This window comes from Rhizobium rhododendri (assembly GCF_007000325.2).
Classification (GTDB): domain Bacteria; phylum Pseudomonadota; class Alphaproteobacteria; order Rhizobiales; family Rhizobiaceae; genus Rhizobium; species Rhizobium rhododendri.
The window spans coordinates 817,174-835,316 of sequence record NZ_CP117267.1; the positions used below are offsets into that span (position 1 = coordinate 817,174).

16 protein-coding genes are annotated in these 18,143 nt (G+C 60.8%); 8 read left to right on the forward strand and 8 right to left on the reverse strand.

The genetic code is table 11. From position 1 onward, the window contains the following. Window positions 1-6 precede the first annotated feature (6 nt). Window positions 7-456, reverse strand: a complete 450-nt coding sequence (gene rpsF, locus PR018_RS04065; protein ID WP_111158624.1) for a 30S ribosomal protein S6 — start codon at window positions 454-456, stop codon at window positions 7-9. 421 nt (window positions 457-877) lie between these two features. Further along, entirely contained in the window at window positions 878-1,921 is a 1,044-nt protein-coding gene (locus PR018_RS04070; protein WP_142829696.1) for an aldo/keto reductase, read from the reverse strand. A gap of 185 nt (window positions 1,922-2,106) precedes the next feature. On the opposite strand from PR018_RS04070, the gene fabD reads away from it, so the two are divergent. The 7 genes from fabD (at window position 2,107) to gmk (ending at window position 8,625) form a co-directional block, all read left to right on the forward strand. Next, window positions 2,107-3,051, forward strand: a complete 945-nt coding sequence (gene fabD / locus PR018_RS04075) for an ACP S-malonyltransferase (protein ID WP_142829694.1) — start codon at window positions 2,107-2,109, stop codon at window positions 3,049-3,051. A gap of 47 nt (window positions 3,052-3,098) precedes the next feature. Further along, window positions 3,099-3,836 (forward strand): 3-oxoacyl-[acyl-carrier-protein] reductase, encoded by a 738-nt coding sequence (gene fabG / locus PR018_RS04080; RefSeq protein ID WP_142829692.1) that lies wholly within the window; start codon window positions 3,099-3,101, stop codon window positions 3,834-3,836. Window positions 3,837-4,126: 290 nt separating this feature from the next. Beyond that, window positions 4,127-4,363 carry an acyl carrier protein gene (locus PR018_RS04085; RefSeq protein WP_027675866.1) on the forward strand — a complete coding sequence of 79 codons (237 nt, stop codon included), beginning with the start codon at window positions 4,127-4,129 and terminating at the stop codon, window positions 4,361-4,363. 111 nt (window positions 4,364-4,474) lie between these two features. Next, complete coding sequence (fabF, locus tag PR018_RS04090) at window positions 4,475-5,737, forward strand: beta-ketoacyl-ACP synthase II (RefSeq protein ID WP_142829690.1); 1,263 nt, start codon at window positions 4,475-4,477, stop codon at window positions 5,735-5,737. A gap of 106 nt (window positions 5,738-5,843) precedes the next feature. Continuing rightward, window positions 5,844-7,046 (forward strand): endolytic transglycosylase MltG, encoded by a 1,203-nt coding sequence (mltG, locus tag PR018_RS04095; RefSeq protein WP_263431799.1) that lies wholly within the window; start codon window positions 5,844-5,846, stop codon window positions 7,044-7,046. A gap of 25 nt (window positions 7,047-7,071) precedes the next feature. Then, entirely contained in the window at window positions 7,072-7,959 is an 888-nt protein-coding gene (locus tag PR018_RS04100; RefSeq protein ID WP_142829686.1) for a YicC/YloC family endoribonuclease, read from the forward strand. Between the two features lie 3 nt (window positions 7,960-7,962). Then, window positions 7,963-8,625, forward strand: a complete 663-nt coding sequence (gmk, locus tag PR018_RS04105; protein WP_142829684.1) for a guanylate kinase — start codon at window positions 7,963-7,965, stop codon at window positions 8,623-8,625. On the opposite strand, the gene rsmA is transcribed toward gmk, so the two are convergent. The 6 genes from rsmA to PR018_RS04135 form a co-directional block, all read right to left on the reverse strand. Then, entirely contained in the window at window positions 8,622-9,449 is an 828-nt protein-coding gene (gene rsmA / locus PR018_RS04110; RefSeq protein WP_142829682.1) for a 16S rRNA (adenine(1518)-N(6)/adenine(1519)-N(6))-dimethyltransferase RsmA, read from the reverse strand. The two genes, gmk and rsmA, sit on opposite strands and share 4 nt — an antisense overlap. Further along, window positions 9,449-10,474 carry a 4-hydroxythreonine-4-phosphate dehydrogenase PdxA gene (pdxA, locus tag PR018_RS04115; RefSeq protein WP_142829680.1) on the reverse strand — a complete coding sequence of 342 codons (1,026 nt, stop codon included), beginning with the start codon at window positions 10,472-10,474 and terminating at the stop codon, window positions 9,449-9,451. The genes rsmA and pdxA overlap by 1 nt, the downstream gene beginning before the upstream one ends. Before the next feature lie 9 nt (window positions 10,475-10,483). After that, a complete protein-coding gene (locus PR018_RS04120) occupies window positions 10,484-11,461 on the reverse strand; it encodes a SurA N-terminal domain-containing protein (RefSeq protein WP_142829678.1) in 978 nt (325 codons plus the stop codon). A 211-nt stretch (window positions 11,462-11,672) separates the two neighbouring features. Beyond that, window positions 11,673-14,024: an LPS-assembly protein LptD gene (locus PR018_RS04125; RefSeq protein WP_202617155.1), complete on the reverse strand. Its 2,352-nt coding sequence runs from the start codon at window positions 14,022-14,024 to the stop codon at window positions 11,673-11,675. Continuing rightward, entirely contained in the window at window positions 14,024-15,109 is a 1,086-nt protein-coding gene (gene lptG, locus PR018_RS04130; RefSeq protein ID WP_142829674.1) for an LPS export ABC transporter permease LptG, read from the reverse strand. Before lptG ends, PR018_RS04125 begins: the two co-directional genes overlap by 1 nt. Next, entirely contained in the window at window positions 15,106-16,284 is a 1,179-nt protein-coding gene (locus tag PR018_RS04135) for an LptF/LptG family permease (protein WP_142829672.1), read from the reverse strand. Before PR018_RS04135 ends, lptG begins: the two co-directional genes overlap by 4 nt. A 368-nt stretch (window positions 16,285-16,652) precedes the next feature. Between PR018_RS04135 and PR018_RS04140 the strand changes: the two genes are divergently transcribed. After that, window positions 16,653-18,143: a leucyl aminopeptidase gene (locus PR018_RS04140; protein ID WP_142829670.1), complete on the forward strand. Its 1,491-nt coding sequence runs from the start codon at window positions 16,653-16,655 to the stop codon at window positions 18,141-18,143.

Sequence of the window (18,143 nt, forward strand, 5' to 3'; positions counted from 1 at the left end):
ATCTCCTTAAACGCGGTCTTCGCGCGGACGGCGCGGACGGTCTTCGCGATCACCACGATCCGGGCGAGGACCACGGTCGCCGAAACCACCACGATCCGGACGGTCGCCATCACGACGCGGACGGTCGTCACGGTCGCGCTTCTGCATCATGGCAGATGGGCCTTCCTCGTGCTTTTCGACGGCAATCGTCATGTAGCGCAGGACGTCTTCCGAGATGCGCATCTGGCGTTCCATTTCCTGCACGGCGGCAGGAGGAGCGTCGATGTCCATCAGGGCGTAGTGAGCCTTGCGGTTCTTGTTGATGCGATAAGTCAGGGACTTGAGGCCCCAGTTCTCGATACGCCCGACTTTGCCACCGTTAGCTTCGATGACACCCTTGTACTGTTCTACGAGGGCATCAACCTGCTGCGCGGAAACGTCCTGTCGGGCAAGGAATACATGTTCGTAAAGAGCCATGATGAGCTTTGCCTTTCTTGCGTTTGTGAAACCCGGTATCGGCGGCTAAGCCTCAACGACTGCTCCTGTAAGGGGTGACCCCAGCAAGAAAGCGTTAATCCGAGACGGTCGAGAGCGGAGACACGGGAGGCTGGAACGCTTCCGTTCCGAACGATTTCCAAGGAAACCGGCCCTCCGTTCAGCCACCAGCCAGATGACCGGGTTTGCGAACACGGCGGCTTATACGGGATTCTCGGCGAAAGGCAAGGGAGGGCGGCAAAGGAATATGGTGAAGTGGCTGCGTCTCCTTCTCCCCGCCGGGGAGAAGGTGGCCCCGAAGGGGTCGGATGAGGGGGGCTCCTCACGCGGTACACGGTATGCCGCGCGTCCCCCTCATCTGCCCTGGCGGGCATCTTCTCCCCGGCGGGGAGAAGAGAAATCCTCAGATCGGCATCGGGTATTGGCGATGAACCTTGGCTATCTCGGCCAACACCTCGGGCGACAGCGTCAGGTCTGCGGCGCTGATATTAATCTTCAGTTGCTCCATCGTGGTCGCCCCGATGATCGCTGCTGCCATGAACGGGCGGGTAAGGCAGAATGCGATGGCCATCGCCGACGGGTCGAGGCCGTGCTTGCGGGCGATTTCGAGATAGGCCTTGACGGCCGGCTCCTGCAGCGGCTGCAGGCGGCCGCCGAGATCGCCGTTGATGGCCGCGCGGGAGCCCTCTGGCTTGGCCCCGCCGACATATTTGCCGGTGAGGAGCCCGGCGGCCAGCGGCGAGTAGGCCAGCAGCCCGACATCCTCGTGATGCGACAGTTCGGCAAGGTCGAGATCGAAATGGCGGTAGAGGAGGCTGTACTCGTTCTGGATGCTGGCGACGCGCGGCAGGCCCTTCTGTTCGGCCAGCGTCAGATATTTCTGCGTACCCCAGCTCGTCTCGTTGGAAAGACCGATTGCGCGGATCTTGCCTTCCTTGACGCATTCGCCGAGCGTCTGGAGGATGTCCTCGATGTTGGCGATGACAGCGGCGCGGTCCTGGGTGAAGGGATTGTAGTTCCAGCTCTGGCGGAAGTGGAAATGGCCGCGGTTCGGCCAGTGGATCTGGTAGAGGTCTATATAGTCGGTTTTCAGGCGCTTCAGGCTGGCCTCGAGCGCAAGGCGGATATTGGCGGCGTCGGCGCCCTGGCCTCCGCGCAGATAGGAACGTCCGTTGCCGGCAACCTTGGTGGCGAGTACGATATCCGTGCGCTTGCCGGTTTTTTCGAACCAGGTGCCGATATGCTCTTCGGTGCGGCCCTGCGTCTCGGCCGACAGGGGCGTAACGGGGTACATTTCGGCGGTATCGAAGAAGTTGATGCCCTTCTCGACGGCGAAATCCATCTGCTCGCGGGCCTCGGCTTCGCTGTTCTGCGTGCCCCAGGTCATGGTGCCAAGGCAGATTTGCGAAATCGAAATGCCTGTGCGGCCTAAATTCTGATATTTCATGGGAAAACCTTGGATCTGGCGGGAATGCATGTCCGGGAGGACGGCGGGAATTTAGGTCTAATTCTCGCAAGTGCAAGAAAAATTCGTGGGCCTTAGCATCCGCAAAAGCCCGGTGCCATCAGGCCTGCGCTCTTGACTCCGGGGACAAGAATGCCGATTGGGAAGCCAAACAAGGACGCCAAACAATGACTGTTGCTTTCACATTCCCGGGTCAGGGAAGCCAGGCCGTCGGCATGGGCAAGGATCTGGCCGAGCAGTTTCCCGAAGCCCGCGCGGTCTTTGCCGAGGTCGATGATGCCCTCGGCGAGGCACTTTCCGAGACGATATTCAACGGCCCCGAAGACAAGCTGACGCTGACGGCCAATGCCCAACCGGCGTTGATGGCCGTATCGGTGGCCGCTTTTCGGGTTCTGCAAGCCCGCGGACTCGATCTCAAGGGTAAGGTCGGCTATGTCGCCGGCCATTCGCTCGGCGAATACTCGGCGCTCTGTGCTGCCGGCACCTTCACGCTCGCCGACACCGCCCGTCTTCTGCGCATCCGCGGCAACGCCATGCAGGCAGCTGTTCCCGTCGGCACCGGCGCGATGGCTGCTATCATCGGGCTCGAGCAGGCGGACGTTGTTGCCGTCTGCGAGGAAGCATCGGCGCTCGGCGCCTGCCAGATCGCCAATGACAATGGTGGCGGCCAGATCGTGATCTCGGGCGAGAAGGCAGCCATCGAGAAGGCGGCGGCACTGGCGACCGAAAAGGGCGCCAAGCGGGCGATCCTGCTGCCGGTCTCCGCACCCTTCCATTCCAGCCTGATGGCACCGGCCGCAGACGCGATGCGCGAAGCGCTCGCCAACGTCAAGATGTCCGATCCTATCGTGCCTGTCATCGCCAATGTCCGTGCTGCTCCCGTCACCGATGCCGGCGAGATTGCCGCGCTCTTGGTCGAGCAGGTCACAGGCCAGGTTCGCTGGCGCGAGACGGTTCAGTGGTTTGCCGCCAACGATGTGACGACGCTCTATGAAGTCGGTGCCGGCAAGGTGCTGACCGGGCTTGCCAAGCGCATCGACAAGTCTGTGACCGGCATCGCCGTCAATTCGCCCGCTGATATCGAAGCAGCGCTTGCCGGCCTCGTCGGCTGACCGAGTGCGCTACCAAGCACGCAACATCCAGGAATGAGGAAACTCACATGTTTGACCTGACCGGCCGCAAGGCCCTGATTACCGGCGCCACCGGCGGCATCGGCGAGGAAATCGCCCGCACGCTGCACGCCCAGGGCGCCATCGTCGGCCTGCACGGGACTCGTGTCGAAAAGCTCGAGGCACTGGCAGCCGAACTCGGCGATCGCGTCAAGATCTTCCCGGCCAACCTTTCCGACCGCGACGAAGTCAAGGCGCTCGCCGCCAAGGCAGAGGCAGAACTCGAAGGCGTCGATATTCTCGTCAACAATGCCGGCATTACAAAGGACGGCCTGTTCGTGCGCATGAGCGACGAAGACTGGGATAATGTCATCGAGATCAACCTGACCTCGACATTTCGACTGACTCGCGAACTCACGCATCCGATGATGCGCCGCCGCTACGGCCGCATCATCAACATCACGTCGATCGTCGGTACGACCGGCAATCCGGGCCAGGCGAACTACTGCGCCTCGAAGGCCGGCATGATCGGCATGACAAAATCGCTGGCCCAGGAAATCGCCACGCGCAACGTCACCGTCAACTGCGTTTCGCCGGGCTTCATCGCCAGCGCAATGACCGATAAGTTGAACGACAAGCAGAAGGACGGCATCATGGGCGCCATCCCGATGAAGCGCATGGGCACCGGTGCCGAGATCGCTGCGGCCGTCGCCTATCTCGCATCCAGCGAAGCAGCCTACGTGACGGGGCAGACGCTGCACGTCAACGGCGGCATGGCCATGATCTGAAATGGAAATTGCGGTTGGGGAGAGAATTTGTCCCCAACAGCTTGTTGGGCGGGCCCGTAGGGTTGATTTTCAGGCTTTGCGACAGAGATAAAGCATGTTAATCGGGCCATGACTGTGAACAGTCGTCCCGAATACGCAGATTCTACATGCCGTTATTGCGCGGTTTTGTGGTATCTCAAGCCGGGTTGAACGGGTTTGCCAACGGTGCTCCGATTGAGTGCTGCAGGTTGAAAACAGGGTAGGGGTGCCAGACGGCATTCTGATCAGGAAATAAGGTCGAGGAAACCGACATGAGCGATATCGCAGAACGCGTTAAGAAAATTGTTGTTGATCATCTTGGCGTCGACGCCGACAAGGTTGTTGAAGGCGCCAGCTTCATCGACGACCTGGGTGCGGACTCGCTCGACACTGTCGAACTGGTCATGGCATTCGAAGAAGAATTCGGCGTTGAAATCCCGGACGACGCCGCCGACTCCATTCTGACGGTTGGCGACGCTGTAAAGTTCATCGAAAAGGCCCAGGCTTAACAGCTTGGCAATATCAAAGGGCGGGCTCATGGAGTCCGCCCTTTTTCGTCCGGTCATGCCGGACTTTCCATATGATATGCATGACATGCGCGAAGACAGGGGCTGAGGGCGATGAGACGTGTCGTTATCACGGGTACCGGCATGGTATCTCCTTTGGGGTGTGGCACGGAGGTGTCCTGGACACGCTTGCTCGCCGGCCACAACGGCGCCCGCCTGATCACCGAATTCGAAGTTTCCGATTTGCCTGCCAAGATCGCCTGCCGGGTTCCCGTCGGCGACGGTAGCGACGGCACGTTCAATGCCGACGACTGGATGGAGCCGAAGGAACAGCGCAAGGTCGATCCCTTCATCATCTACGGCATGGCCGCCGCCGATATGGCGCTGAACGATGCCGGCTGGCATCCGAAGACCGACGAGGACCAGATCGCTACCGGTGTGATGATCGGCTCCGGTATCGGGGGTCTGGAAGGCATCGTCGAGGCCGGCTACACGTTGCGTGACAAGGGTCCCCGGCGCATCTCTCCGTTTTTCATTCCCGGCCGTCTGATCAATCTTGTGTCCGGCCAGGTCTCTATTCGCCACAAGCTGCGCGGCCCGAACCACGCCGTCGTCACGGCCTGTTCCACCGGGGCCCATGCCATCGGCGACGCCGCCCGCTTCATCGCCTTTGGCGATGCTGACGTGATGGTTGCCGGCGGTGCCGAGGCTCCCGTTTGCCGCATTGCCATGGCTGGATTTGCCGCCTGCAAGGCGTTGTCGACCCAGCACAACGACGATCCACAGAAGGCTTCGCGCCCTTACGACAACGACCGCGACGGCTTTGTCATGGGCGAGGGAGCTGGCATCGTCGTGCTCGAGGAACTCGAACACGCCAAGGCGCGCGGCGCCAAGATATATGCGGAAGTGGTCGGCTATGGCCTGTCCGGCGACGCCTACCACATCACCGCACCGTCAGAAAACGGCGAGGGCGCTTTCCGCTGCATGACATCTGCCTTGAAGCGTGCGGGCGTCACGGCAGCCGATGTGGACTACATCAATGCCCATGGCACATCGACCATGGCCGATACGATCGAGCTTGGCGCCGTCGAGCGACTGGTCGGCGCCTCCGCTTCGAAGATCTCGATGTCGTCCACCAAGTCGGCGACCGGACATCTCCTCGGAGCGGCCGGAGCAATCGAGGCGATTTTCTCGGCATTGGCGATCCGCGACAATATCGTGCCGCCGACGCTGAACCTCGACAATCCGGAGCGGCCAACCGCGATCGATCTGGTACCGCACACCGCGCGCAAGCGCGATGTCAACATTGCGCTGTCGAACTCCTTCGGATTTGGCGGAACCAACGCGTCGCTCGTTCTGCGCCGCTATGAGGCTTAGAGGCAGGTAACGGCTGATTTTTCGCGCACCACGTGTGTGCGGAAGATCCTGAACCTGTTTTTGCCGCATTGCTTGGTCAAGAGCGGACAAAGACAAGAAGAAGGGACTGCCGGTGAACGACACGAACCAGAACGGGGATACGCCGGCGGGGCAGAAGGGACCGATCATTCCTAAATCGCCAAACGAGGCATTGCGTCCCGAACGCGTGCCGGAGCCACCGAAGCGGTCCCGCAAGGCCCGCAGCCAGATGGTCATCTTCCTGAACTTCCTGATGACGCTTGTCGTCTTCGTCATCGCGCTGGGCGTCATCGGCTTCTACTATGTCGTCTCGACCTACCAGTCGCCCGGACCGCTGACCACCAATGCCAACTTCATCGTCCGTAACGGAGCGGGTCCATCCGAAATCGCTTCTCGGCTGGAGGCCAGCAACATCATTTCTGATGCTCGGATATTCAAATATCTCGCGGCCCGTCAACTCCGCGACGGCGATACACTGAAGGCCGGCGAATACGAGATCAAGGCCGGCGCGTCCATGAAGGACATCATGGAGTTGATGGAGTCCGGCAAGTCCATTCTCTATTCCGTCACGCTGCCGGAGGGCCTGACAACTCGCCAGATCTTCAACAAGCTTCAGGCCGATCCCATACTCGAGGGCGAACTGCCGTCTGCCCTGCCGCCGGAGGGAAGTCTCGAGCCGAACACCTACAAGTTTTCTCGCGGCGCGAAGCGTGCCGAGATTGTCGACCAGATGGCTGCGGCCCAGAAGAAACTGGTCGACCAGATCTGGGAAAAGCGTGACGCCAACCTGCCATTCGCCAGCAAGCAGGAACTCGTCATACTGGCATCGATCGTCGAAAAGGAAACCGGCCTTGCCGACGAGCGTGCACATGTAGCGTCGGTATTCATCAACCGCCTCGCCAAGAACATGCGCCTTCAGTCTGATCCAACCGTGATCTACGGTCTGTTCGGCGGGGACGGCAAGCCGACAGACCGGCCGATCTACCAATCGGACCTGAAGAAGGAAACGCCGTACAACACCTACATCATCAAGGGTTTGCCGCCGACGCCGATTGCCAATCCCGGACGCGATGCACTCGAAGCCACGGCCAACCCCTGGAAGTCGCAGGATCTCTACTTTGTAGCCGACGGCAGTGGCGGGCATGTCTTTTCCGCGACGCTGGAAGAGCATAACGCCAACGTCAAGCGCTGGCGCAAGATCCTGGCCGACAAGGGCGTCAACAGCACCGATATCGTTGTCGACGGCCAGCCTGAAGAAAATGGTGCCGTGACGCCGGCAAAGAAGAAGTAACCCGAAGCAAAGCACGGAGACGCTGATGGCACTGCAGTCCATGACAGGATTTGCCCGGCGTGAAGGCACCAGCGGTCGCTACCGCTGGGCCTGGGAACTGCGCTCGGTCAACGGCAAGGGGCTCGACTTGCGCCTGCGCCTGCCGCCCGGCCTAGAGCGTCTGGAACTCGACATCCGGCGCCTTGTTCCGCTGCAGTTTTCCCGTGGCAACATTCAGGCAAGCCTGTCGATCTCGGCCGACGAAAACCGCTTCGAAGCGGTCGTCAACCAGGCAGCACTCGCCACCGTACTTGCCATGCGCGATCAGCTGGCCGGCATCATCGATCCCGCGCCGCTGAAGCTCGATACGCTGATGGCGATCCGCGGCATCATAGAGTTTCGCGAGACCCCCGAAGGTGACGATGCAGTCGCCAGCCGCGACGCCGACATCATGGCTGGGCTCGAGGGTGCGCTCTACGACCTCAGGACCATGCGGGAGGAGGAAGGACAGGCGCTGGCCCACGTCCTGCTCGACCAGGTCGCCACCATCGAGACGCTGACGGATACCATAGAGCGCGATCCGTCGCGGTCGCCGGCTGAAATCGCCACGAGGCTTGCAGCCCAGGTCGCTTTGTTGATGGACGCAGCCTCCGGGCTGGATCGCGACAGGCTTCACGCAGAGGCGGCGCTCATCGCCACCAGGGCGGATTTGCGCGAGGAGATAGACCGGCTGATGGCCCATGTCGCCGCCTCTCGCGAATTGATGAGGAAAGGTGGCCCGATAGGGCGCAAGCTCGATTTTCTTGCACAGGAATTTAACCGCGAATCGAATACCGTCTGTTCGAAATCGAATGCCGCAGCCGTTACCAACGCCGGCATCGAATTGAAGGTGGTCATCGACCAGTTTCGCGAACAAGTTCAGAATTTGGAGTGAATGATGAATACGGCGATCTCGCCATCGTTGCCAATCGCCCGACGCGGTCTGATGCTGGTCATCTCCTCGCCATCGGGCGCCGGCAAATCGACCATTGCCCGCACGCTGCTGGCCGACGACAAGCAACTCAGCCTCTCCGTCAGCGTCACCACGCGCCAGCGTCGCCCGAGTGAAATCGCCGATGTCCACTACCACTTCGTCTCGCAGCGCGAGTTCGAGCGGATGCGCGATGCCGATGCACTTCTGGAATGGGCAGAGGTTCATGGCAATTTCTACGGCACGCCGCGCGAGCCTGTCGAGACGGCGATGGCCGAGGGCCGCGACATGCTGTTCGATATCGACTGGCAGGGCGCCCAACAGTTGCAGGACAAGATGGCGGCAGACGTGGTCTCGGTCTTCATCCTGCCGCCGACCATGACGGAACTTCAGTCCCGACTGCATCGCCGTGCCGAAGACTCGGAGGCGGTGATTGCGACGCGGCTGCAGAATTCCCGCGCCGAAATCGAGCACTGGCGGGAGTACGATTATGTTCTGGTCAACGAGGATCTGAACACAGCCTTCGATTCGGTGCAGTCGATCGTCAAGGCCGAGCGTCTGCGCCGCGACCGTCGCCATGGTATGTTCGATTTCATTCGGGGCTTGCTGGAAGAAGTGCCGAAACTCTAGAGGCAGTTCGCCAGCCGGCAGAACTCTTCCACGGACAATGTTTCGGCCCGCCTTGTCGGGTCGATGTCGGCGCGCGCCAGCAGCACTTCCCCACCGAGCGATTTGACACTCTGGCGCAGCATCTTGCGGCGCTGGCCAAAAGCCGCCTCGGTGACACGCTCGAGCTTAGCGACGGAGCAGGGGATCGGGTTTTCGCGAGGTGTCAGGTGGATCACCGACGAGGTGACCTTGGGCGGCGGCGTGAAAGCCTGCGGCGAGATATCGAAAGCCGCGTAGGCCTCCGTGCGCCAGCCACAGATCACGCCCAGTCGTCCGTAATGATTGTCGCCCTCGGCAGCGACGATGCGCTGGCCGACTTCCTTCTGGAACATCAGTGTCAGCGATTGCCAGAACGGCGGCCAAACGGCTGGCAGCAGCCAGTTCAGCAGCAACTGTGTGCCAACATTGTAGGGGAGGTTGGCGATGACCCGCACGGGGCCATCTGTCGCCAGCGCGGCAAAGTCGATCTTCAGCGCATCGCCTTCGATCACCTCCAACCGGCCGGGATAATGGGCAGCAATCTCCGCTAGCGCCGGCAGGCAGCGCGGGTCGCGCTCGATGGCTATGACCTTCTTGGCACCGAGCGCTAAGATTGCCCGCGTCAGTCCCCCGGGACCGGGCCCGACCTCGATGACGGTAACGCCCTCAAGGTTGCCGGCCGTCCGCGCCACGCGCTGCGTCAGGTTGAGGTCGAGAATGAAATTCTGTCCCAGCGCCTTGCGTGCATCGAGCCCAAACCGCTCGATGACATCGCGAAGGGGAGGCAGCCCGTCGAGAGCGGCCATCAGGCAGATATCCTGTCGACACGGGCAAGGTCGGCAGCAAGCTTCAGGGCTGCCACGAGACTGTCCGCCTTGGCAATGCCCTTGCCGGCAATGCCGAAGGCGGTGCCGTGGTCCGGCGATGTGCGGACGAAGGGAAGGCCGAGCGTCACGTTGACGGAGTCGTCGAACCCGAGCGCTTTGGCCGGGATCAGCGCCTGGTCATGATACATGCAGATAGCCACATCGTAGCGATGGCGTGCGTCGTCGTGGAACATGGTGTCGGCCGGAAGCGGGCCGAAGGCGTCGATACCCTCGGCGCGCAATACCTCGATGGCGGGGTGGATGATGTCCTTGTCCTCGCTACCGAGCGTCCCGTCCTCGCCGGCATGAGGATTGAGCCCGGCTACAGCAAGCCGGGGGCGGGCAATGCCGAAACGGGCCTTGAGATCGGCGTGCGTAATCCGGCAGGTCTCGATGATGAGGTCTGCTGTCAGCGCTGTCGGCACGTCCTTCAGGGGAATGTGGATCGTTACCGGTATGGCTCGTAATTTCGGGCCGGCCAGCATCATCACAGGCATGAAGCGCTTGCCGCTGTGGCGGCCTGCAAGGTCCGCCAGAAATTCCGTATGGCCGGGAAAGCCGAAGCCGGCCTCGTATAGCACGGACTTGGCAATCGGGTTCGTCACGACAGCTGCAGCCTCTCCTGCCATTGTCAGCTGTACGGCAGTCTCGATCGCAGCGATGGTGCCGCGCGCGGTCGAAACATGCGGCACGCCAGCAGCCACGTCGACACCCGAAGCCACCGGCAGAACCGGCAGCGCGGTGGCGAAGATCGAGCAGGCCTGCGCAGCATCGCATTCCCGAAGGGGAATCTCCCGTCCCAGCAACCGGGCGCGTACGCCGAGGGCAGCCGGATCGCCGATGAAAAGGAACGGCGCAAGCCCCAGCTCCGTGCGGCGCATCCACGCGTCAAGCGTTATGTCGAGGCCTATGCCGGCAGGGTCGCCCTGGGTAAGCGCCAGTGGCCGGGTGTTGAACGCTGTCATCCGAAGAGATCAGCGGTAGATGATCTGCGCCTTGGAGCGCAGTTCATCCACGTATTTCTTCTCGTTGCCGGTGGCCTCGCCCTGGGCGTTCTTGCCAAGATCTTCCTGGCGGAAGACGGCAGCGGCGGCGACATCGTCGCTGACCTGACGCTTGGAGCAAATGGCCAGATACTCGACGCCACGGTCCGTGACGATGGAAGACGTTGTGTTGCCGGTCGCGCCCTCGACCAGCGGCTTCCACTGGGTTGGCAGTTCCGGCGCAAGAACGCGGCCGAGGTCGCGCACCGAGACGTCATGCATCGTGGCGGCAAACACCTTGGCCTGCTCGCATCCCGGGAATTTGGCGCGCGAGGCATCTGCTTCGGCCTTGCGCTTGGCTTCCAGCGTTCCCTTCTTGGCGGCGGGGACCACGAAGATCACCTGCTTGAGGAAATATTCCGTGGTCGACGTGTTGTTCTTGTTCTGCGTCATGCGGGTGATGAGCTCGTCGGGCGACAGCTTGCCGCTGGCGCCGAAGCGCGCATTCAGAACGCGTGGCCAGCTCATCTGGATGGCGATATAAGCTTTGAAGTGTGCGGGCGTGACGCCGGTCTTTGTGAGGACCTCGTTCAGCTGCTCCGTCTTCATCTTGTTGCTTGCGGCAAAGCGGGCATAGGAAGCATCGACATCCGTTGTCGACACCGACATGCGAACGCGCTGGATTTCCTGGCGCTTCAGCAGTTCCGTGACCAGCTGCTCCTTGGCGAGCTTGGGCAAGTCGCCCGTCTGGTGCTGCAGGCGCATGAAGTTGATACGCTTGGCGATGTCGCCGCTGGTGATGACTTCATTGTTGACGAGGACCTTGACCTCGCTGGTGCCCGATGCGACGGCCGGAGGAGCGCCCCGCTGTTGTGGCGCAGCCTGGCCCGAGATCGGCAGTGATGTGGCAATGGCCAAGGCGACAGCGCCGGTTAAAATGGCGCGTACCGGGTTCTGTCCAGCAAACATCGACTATCCCTCTCAAAGGTCCCAGCGGTTGGCCGCTCCTGTCCCGGACGTATCCGGACGGGCCAACGTTTCCTGCCGACCATCTACAGCAAGGCTATGGAATTGCACAATCCTTGCGGCGAAACAATGACACGGATTTTGCACGGAATGGGATCTTTGGGCAGCGATATAACGGTGACCGGATGGAAATCCGGTCACCGTGCGCTTGATGCTAGAAGGTGGTGTCCGACGCGCTGCCGACATTGATGTCGCCAAGGGTACGGAAGGTGATCTTGGCACCGATGGACCAGTCGCTGGCGGTCTGGTCTACGCTGTCGCTTTTCGACAGGTAGGAGATGCTGAAGATTGTGCATTCGTCGCTGTAGGAAAGTCCGACGCCACGACGCGTCACATCGTTGTTGTTCAGGTCGTAGCTGACCGTCCCGAAGATCGCCCAGTAGTCCTTGAAGTTGATCTGGGCGCGTGTCTGGATTTCGTCGTTGTCGGAGGTGAAGCCGTATTCGGGCTGCGCCTTGATATGCGTGTAGGTAACCGAGGTCTGGAAGTCGGCATTCGCATATCCGAGCGTCGAGTCACCACGCTTGAACGACATATCCTTGTGATCGAGGCGGTAGGAGCCCGTCAGCGACAAGCCCTGCGGTGTCGATAGAGACGCCATGGCGACATAGTCGGAAACACTGTCTTCGAGGCCAGACTCGGCACCGGCGTTTACAAGGTCCGCCGTATCGAAAGAGTTCTGTCCAGCCAGCTGGTAGGACTGGCCGACAATGCTCGTCAGCTTGTAGCCGCTGTCGAAGCTGCCGGTGTAGCGGATACCGACATTGGCGCGCGTGCCGCCTTCGATACGGTCGAAGCCCGAGAACTTGTCGCGATTGAAGAGGTTGCTGGCGTCGAAGACGAAGCTCTGCGCATCTTCGTTCGGCAGCCTGCCTGCCAGCGTCTCGTTCGGACGAACGTAAAGCTGTGCAATCGGCTCGAACACGTGTGTGCTGTTCGCCGTTGAGACCATGATCGGGTATTTCGCTTCGATCCCGGCCGTCAGCATGCCCTGTGCGGCCGTGCTGCTGTCGTCGTAGTTGCCGGAATAGCTGTAGTTGGTGCCGATCGAATTCGGCGAGTCCATGCCGAGGCCGTAGGCATCGCCACGTGCTGCCATCAACGGGGTGAGGAGGAGACCACCCTGCGTCGCGAAAGTCCGCTGCCACTGCAATTCGGTCGTCAGGCGGCTGGTGTCGCCCTTCAGTCCTTCAAACCGATCCTTGGTCGTCAGGTCGCTGAGGTCGCGCGCAGCCACTTCCTGGCGCGAGATGTTGGTGAAGTTCATCGTCGCCGAAAGTTCGCCGCCGTAAACGGGCTTGGGATCGACATAGTGGTAGTCGATCACCGGGGCAGCGATCGCCTGCTGCTTCTCGCTGTCGCTGTTTTCGGTGGCGTCCTGCACGTCGTAATAGAAGCCGCGCATATCGAAATAATTGCGCTTGCCGAGACCCGTCAAATAGACCTCGTTGGTGTGGGTGCTCTGGTTGAGACCCTCGATGCCGTAGGTACGGGCAAAGTTGTTGTCCGTCTGCGCCATCACATCCCAGCCGAACGTCCAGCGTGGATTGATCTGGAAATCGCCCTTGGAGGCGATCAACGCACGGGTCTTTGATTCCGCGTCGCTTGTGCCTGCAGTGAAGGCATCGGGCTTGTTCTGGTCGATACCGGCAGCCCGGATCGTATAGGTGCCGTTTTCAAGCCGCTGGCGGAATTCGCCTTCGAGCAGGAATCCCTGCGTGGTGTAACCCGTCGCGCTGACGGTTGCGTCCATGCTTGGCGAGATGACGTAGTAATAGGGAACCTTGGCGCCAAAACCAAGGTTTTGCGAGACGCTGAAGGTCGGGAACAGAAAGCCGGACTTGCGCTTGACCGTGTTGTCCGGAACTTCGATCCACGGAATGTAGGCAATCGGCAGGCCGAACAGTTCGAACCGGGCGTGCTCCAGGCGAACCGTATGCGTCACGCCGTTCTGGACGACGCGCTGCGCCTTCACCTGCCACAGCGGTGCCTTGCCGAGCTTGGTGCAGGCGAGGCAGGCCGTGTAGATGCCCTTGGTCAGGATCATCTGCGTACCGCCAACCCGCTCGGCCTTTTCGGAGGCAAGGCGGGTGTTGTCCGGCATTTCGATGCGCAGCGAATCGACGAAGCCATCCGAGAAACTGTCGGTGACGTCCATCTTGTCGCCATACATGCGATTGCCGTCGGGCGTGATGAGCTCGACATTGCCGAGCGCCATCATCCGGCCGGTCTTCTGATTGTAGACGACCTGCTGGGCGACCATCTTGTAGCCGCCATAGTTGATCTGCACCGCGCCGTTAGCGGTGACGACCTGTGTGTCCTTGTTATAGATCAGCTCGTTCGAGGACAGCACCAGCTTCGAATCAGCCGGTACATTGACCTTCGCGGTTTTCATTGGCGAGCCGTCCTGGCCGAATACGGCAGGCGACGTCGCGACGTAGGCACTCAGTGCTGCCAATACGACAGCCGAGAGCTTTCTGATCTGTTTGCGGTTAGTGACCGCCACTAGCCATCCTCCTGATGAAGCAGGATCGTTGCGCCCAAAGCCAAGGCGACGACCACGGGTATCCATGTCGCCAAGAAGGGAGGCACAACGCCACTACTTCCGAATGCCTTTACAAGCACGTTGACGACATAAAGCACGAAGCCTGCGAGTATTCCACCCAGAATCACGGAACGTGACTGGTTGAAACGGCTGAATTTTAGAGACACGGTTGCGGCAATGAGAGTCATTGCCACCATGAGGAAGGGTTGTGAAAGCAGGGAGTTAAACTGCGTCTCCAACGCCTTGGTAGATATACCAAAGCTTCGTGCGATCTCAATTCGATTAGAAAGATCATAAAAAGCAATGGTTTCAGGCTGTGCCAGCCGTTGGGACACGAAATCCTGTTTCAAATTCGTACGGACGCGCACCGTAGCCTTGTGCGCAGGGATCTCCCCCGGAGCACGCTCCACAACGCCGGTAAGAAGCCAGTAACCATCTTCCAACTTAGCAGAGTTTGCGTCCTGCCGAAGCACCACGTCGCCCTGTGGATTGAAGTGGATGAAAACCGCGTTCATCAGCGTCATGCCGTTGTCGACAACGGTTTTCGCGCCAATGATGACATCATCGTCGCGGGCGATCTGGCGCAGCCACGGCACGGAGAGCCGGTTGTGATAGGACGGGTCGCCGCGCAGGTCCGCCTCGAGCGCATCCGCCTGCCGCTGGCCGGCTGCCGCGATCGGGTTAAGCACCAGCATTGTCAGCAGCCCGACGATAAACGCGCCGAAAATGAACGGCGCCATGAATTGCCAGACGGAAATGCCGGCGGCGCGGGCAATCACCAGTTCGTAGCGACGATTGAGCGCGATCAGCGTCGTCATGCCGACGAACAGCACGAGAAACGGCATCGTTTGCTGCAGGATGAGCGGCAGGCGGACGGCGGTCATCAGCAGCCCGATGGCGACGGTATAGCCGGGAAGGCCGGAGAGCCTGCCGGCATTTTCGCTGAAATCGGCGAGGAAGACGATGGCCGTCACGCCGACGAAGAACCAGCCGGTGGTGATGGCATAGCGGAGGAAGAAATAGCGGTTCAGGGTGCCGAAAATCATGCGTTGCCTCCGCTCGATTTCCCACCGGATGCCGGCATTTTCGCCTGCGCCCGCAGCCACCATCCGCTGATGCGATTGCGCAAGGTCGTTGGCATGGTCCGCTTCTTCGTGCGTGACAGCAGGAAGATGCAGATCAGGATCGAACCGATGTTGATTGCATAGAGAACGCCGATGAAATAGGGCGCGGCTTCGATCTGGTTGGCGGCATAGAAATCCGCCCAGCGCAGGCCGAATGAGATGGTAAGCGCCGACACCATCGGATGCAGGCGTGCCTCACGATGGGACCGGGCGTCGCCGGCAATGACGAGGGAGATCAGCGCGAAGATCGCCGGCAGCATCCAGTCCGTCAGGCGACGGTGAAGCTCGGCACGGTAGCCTGTCGGTTTCGCCTTGTAGTCGGCATCGTTCGGATCGGGATGCAGAAGGAATGGCAGGCTTCTGTCGCCGGAGCGAAGATTGGCCTGGCCACGGCTCTGGCTAAGATCCGAGAGGTCGAATGAATAGCTGTCGAACTTGATGACCGAGACGTTGCCGTCGACGGTTTTGCGGTGCACTTCGCCGTCATGCATCAGCAGCGACTTGCCGCTCGGATCGACGGCGCCTTCCTTGGCGTAATAGATAAGGTCGAAGGCCGGATCGCGGGAATCGGCGACGAACAGGCCCTTGAGGATACGCCCCGACATCCGCTGGGAGATCTCGACATAGAGGCCGTCTTCGATTCGGCGGAAGTTCTTTTCCTCGATGACCGTGGACAGAAGGTCGGCATAGGCGGCAGCGACCATGTCGCGCGCCGCGACACGCGCCTTTGGCTCAACCATATTGTCGACGGCAAAGGAGAAAATACTGACGGCGACGGCCAGAAGCATGATCGGGCGGATGATCACCATCCGGTTGGCACCCGCAGCCTCCATCACCGTCAATTCCGAATCGGTGTTCATGGCAGTTAGCGTCTGCGTGATGCCGATCACCAGGGCGAAAGGCAGCACGACGGGAATGATCGTTGGCAGGATGAGGGTGGCAAGCGTCGCAAACGACCCCATCGACTGGCCGCTGTCCGTCACCAGATTGATGCGCTGCAACACCTGAGTCGTCCAGATGATGGCAAGCACCGGCAGCAGCGCCACCAGAAACATCAAACCGACACGCCGGGTAATATAGGATTCAAGTAGTTTCATGCCGGCCCTTGATGCGACGCGTCTCCGAAAGCCCTCAGGCCTCGCAGTTCCAATTCCTCTACGCTGTTTGTTATTTTTTTGCGACAAGCGGCACGCGAAAATTTCGTTAATTTCTCGAAATATTTCCATGGTGTGTCGTTTGTGATCGGAGGTGGACGACAGCCGCTTTGCAGACCCGGCAACCACCCCCTTCGCGCTCCAGATTTCCCATGGATATAAAGTGTATGGGTGTGGGGCTTGCTACGACGGGTACGCGCAGTTTGCTGCGAACTAATGCAGGCTTTGTGGCCCTTAAGCTTGTATTCAATGGGGAAACCCTAAATGATCCCACATCAAAGACCCGGCATCGGGCACATCGTGGAGCTGACATGTCTGTGAAATTCGAAATCTCCTTTGCACCCTCGGCACGGCCGACGACGGGACTGGCTGTCCTCCTCCAAGGTATCGGCAGCGAGCGACCGGCCGGCGCGGAGCACGTCGATCCTGCTAACACCGTTGCCAAGGCAACCCGCATCGCCGGCTATTCTGCAAAGTCTCTGAAGACCCTCGATATCGTCGCGCCGGAAGGGTCCTCCGTCGAGAGGATCCTGGTGATAGGGACGGGCAAGCCGGCCGATACCACGCCGCATGACTGGTTGAAGCTCGGCGGCGTCGCTGCAGCGCGCATGAAGAAGGTCGAGACCGTGACGGTTTTCGTCGACAGCCCGGGTGCCGACGTCACCCCGCAGAATGCTGCCGATTTCGCGCTGGGCATGCTGATGCGCGCCTACAGCTTCGATACCTACAAGACCCGCAAGGGCGAAGACGACGAGAAGACCAGCAAGGCAATCAAGGTGACCATCGTCACTGCCAAGGCTGCGCAAGCCGATGTCCTGTTCGGCGATTCGGAAGCGATTGCGGCCGGCGTCAACCTCGCCCGAGACCTGGTCAACGAGCCGCCAAACGTCCTCGGTCCCGTCGAATTCGCCGCCAAGGCCAAGGAGTTGGAAAAGCTCGGCGTGACCGTCGAGATTCTCACCGAGCGCGACATGCGGACGCTTGGCATGGGCGCGCTGCTGGGCGTAGCCCAGGGGTCCGTCCGCCCGCCGCGTCTGGCAATCATGCAGTGGAACGGCGGCAAGCCCGGCGAGGCACCGATCGCCTTCATCGGCAAGGGCGTCGTCTTCGATACCGGCGGCATTTCCATCAAGCCATCGGCCGGGATGGAGGACATGAAGGGCGACATGGGCGGCGCCGCTGCCGTTATCGGCCTGATGCACACGCTGGCGGCACGCGGCGCCAAGGCCAATGTCGTCGGCGTCCTCGGCCTCGTTGAGAACATGCCCGACGGCAACGCCCAGCGCCCCGGCGACATCGTCACGTCCATGTCCGGCCAGACGATCGAGATCATCAATACAGATGCCGAAGGCCGTCTCGTTCTCGGCGATGCCATCTGGTACACAAACGACCGGTTCAAGCCGCAATTCATGGTCAATCTGGCGACGCTCACCGGCGCCATCGTCGTTGCCCTCGGCAGCCAGCATGCAGGCTTGTTTTCCAACGACAACACGCTTGCCGAACGCCTGACGGCCGCCGGTCTTGCCACCAATGAGCGCCTTTGGCGGATGCCGCTCGGCAAGGACTACGACAAGCTGATCGACAGCAAGTTCGCCGACATGAAAAACAGCGGCGGCCGCCAGGCCGGATCGATCACCGCCGCACAATTCATCAAGCGCTTCGTGAAGGACACTCCATGGGCCCATCTCGACATTGCAGCAACGGCCCTCGGCTCGCCGCTCGACGAGATCAACCAGTCCTGGGGTTCAGGCTTTGGCGTCCGCCTGCTCGACGAACTCGTGCGCCGGCACTACGAGCAGTGA

Coding starts and splice junctions, on each gene's coding strand:
- rpsF (WP_111158624.1), bottom strand. CDS start 456: ATGGCTCTTTACGAACATGTATTCCTTGCCCGACAGGACGTTTCCGCG.
- PR018_RS04070 (WP_142829696.1), bottom strand. CDS start 1,921: ATGAAATATCAGAATTTAGGCCGCACAGGCATTTCGATTTCGCAAATC.
- fabD (WP_142829694.1), top strand. CDS start 2,107: ATGACTGTTGCTTTCACATTCCCGGGTCAGGGAAGCCAGGCCGTCGGC.
- fabG (WP_142829692.1), top strand. CDS start 3,099: ATGTTTGACCTGACCGGCCGCAAGGCCCTGATTACCGGCGCCACCGGC.
- PR018_RS04085 (WP_027675866.1), top strand. CDS start 4,127: ATGAGCGATATCGCAGAACGCGTTAAGAAAATTGTTGTTGATCATCTT.
- fabF (WP_142829690.1), top strand. CDS start 4,475: ATGAGACGTGTCGTTATCACGGGTACCGGCATGGTATCTCCTTTGGGG.
- PR018_RS04100 (WP_142829686.1), top strand. CDS start 7,072: ATGGCACTGCAGTCCATGACAGGATTTGCCCGGCGTGAAGGCACCAGC.
- gmk (WP_142829684.1), top strand. CDS start 7,963: ATGAATACGGCGATCTCGCCATCGTTGCCAATCGCCCGACGCGGTCTG.
- rsmA (WP_142829682.1), bottom strand. CDS start 9,449: ATGGCCGCTCTCGACGGGCTGCCTCCCCTTCGCGATGTCATCGAGCGG.
- pdxA (WP_142829680.1), bottom strand. CDS start 10,474: ATGACAGCGTTCAACACCCGGCCACTGGCGCTTACCCAGGGCGACCCT.
- PR018_RS04120 (WP_142829678.1), bottom strand. CDS start 11,461: ATGTTTGCTGGACAGAACCCGGTACGCGCCATTTTAACCGGCGCTGTC.
- lptG (WP_142829674.1), bottom strand. CDS start 15,109: ATGATTTTCGGCACCCTGAACCGCTATTTCTTCCTCCGCTATGCCATC.
- PR018_RS04135 (WP_142829672.1), bottom strand. CDS start 16,284: ATGAAACTACTTGAATCCTATATTACCCGGCGTGTCGGTTTGATGTTT.
- PR018_RS04140 (WP_142829670.1), top strand. CDS start 16,653: ATGTCTGTGAAATTCGAAATCTCCTTTGCACCCTCGGCACGGCCGACG.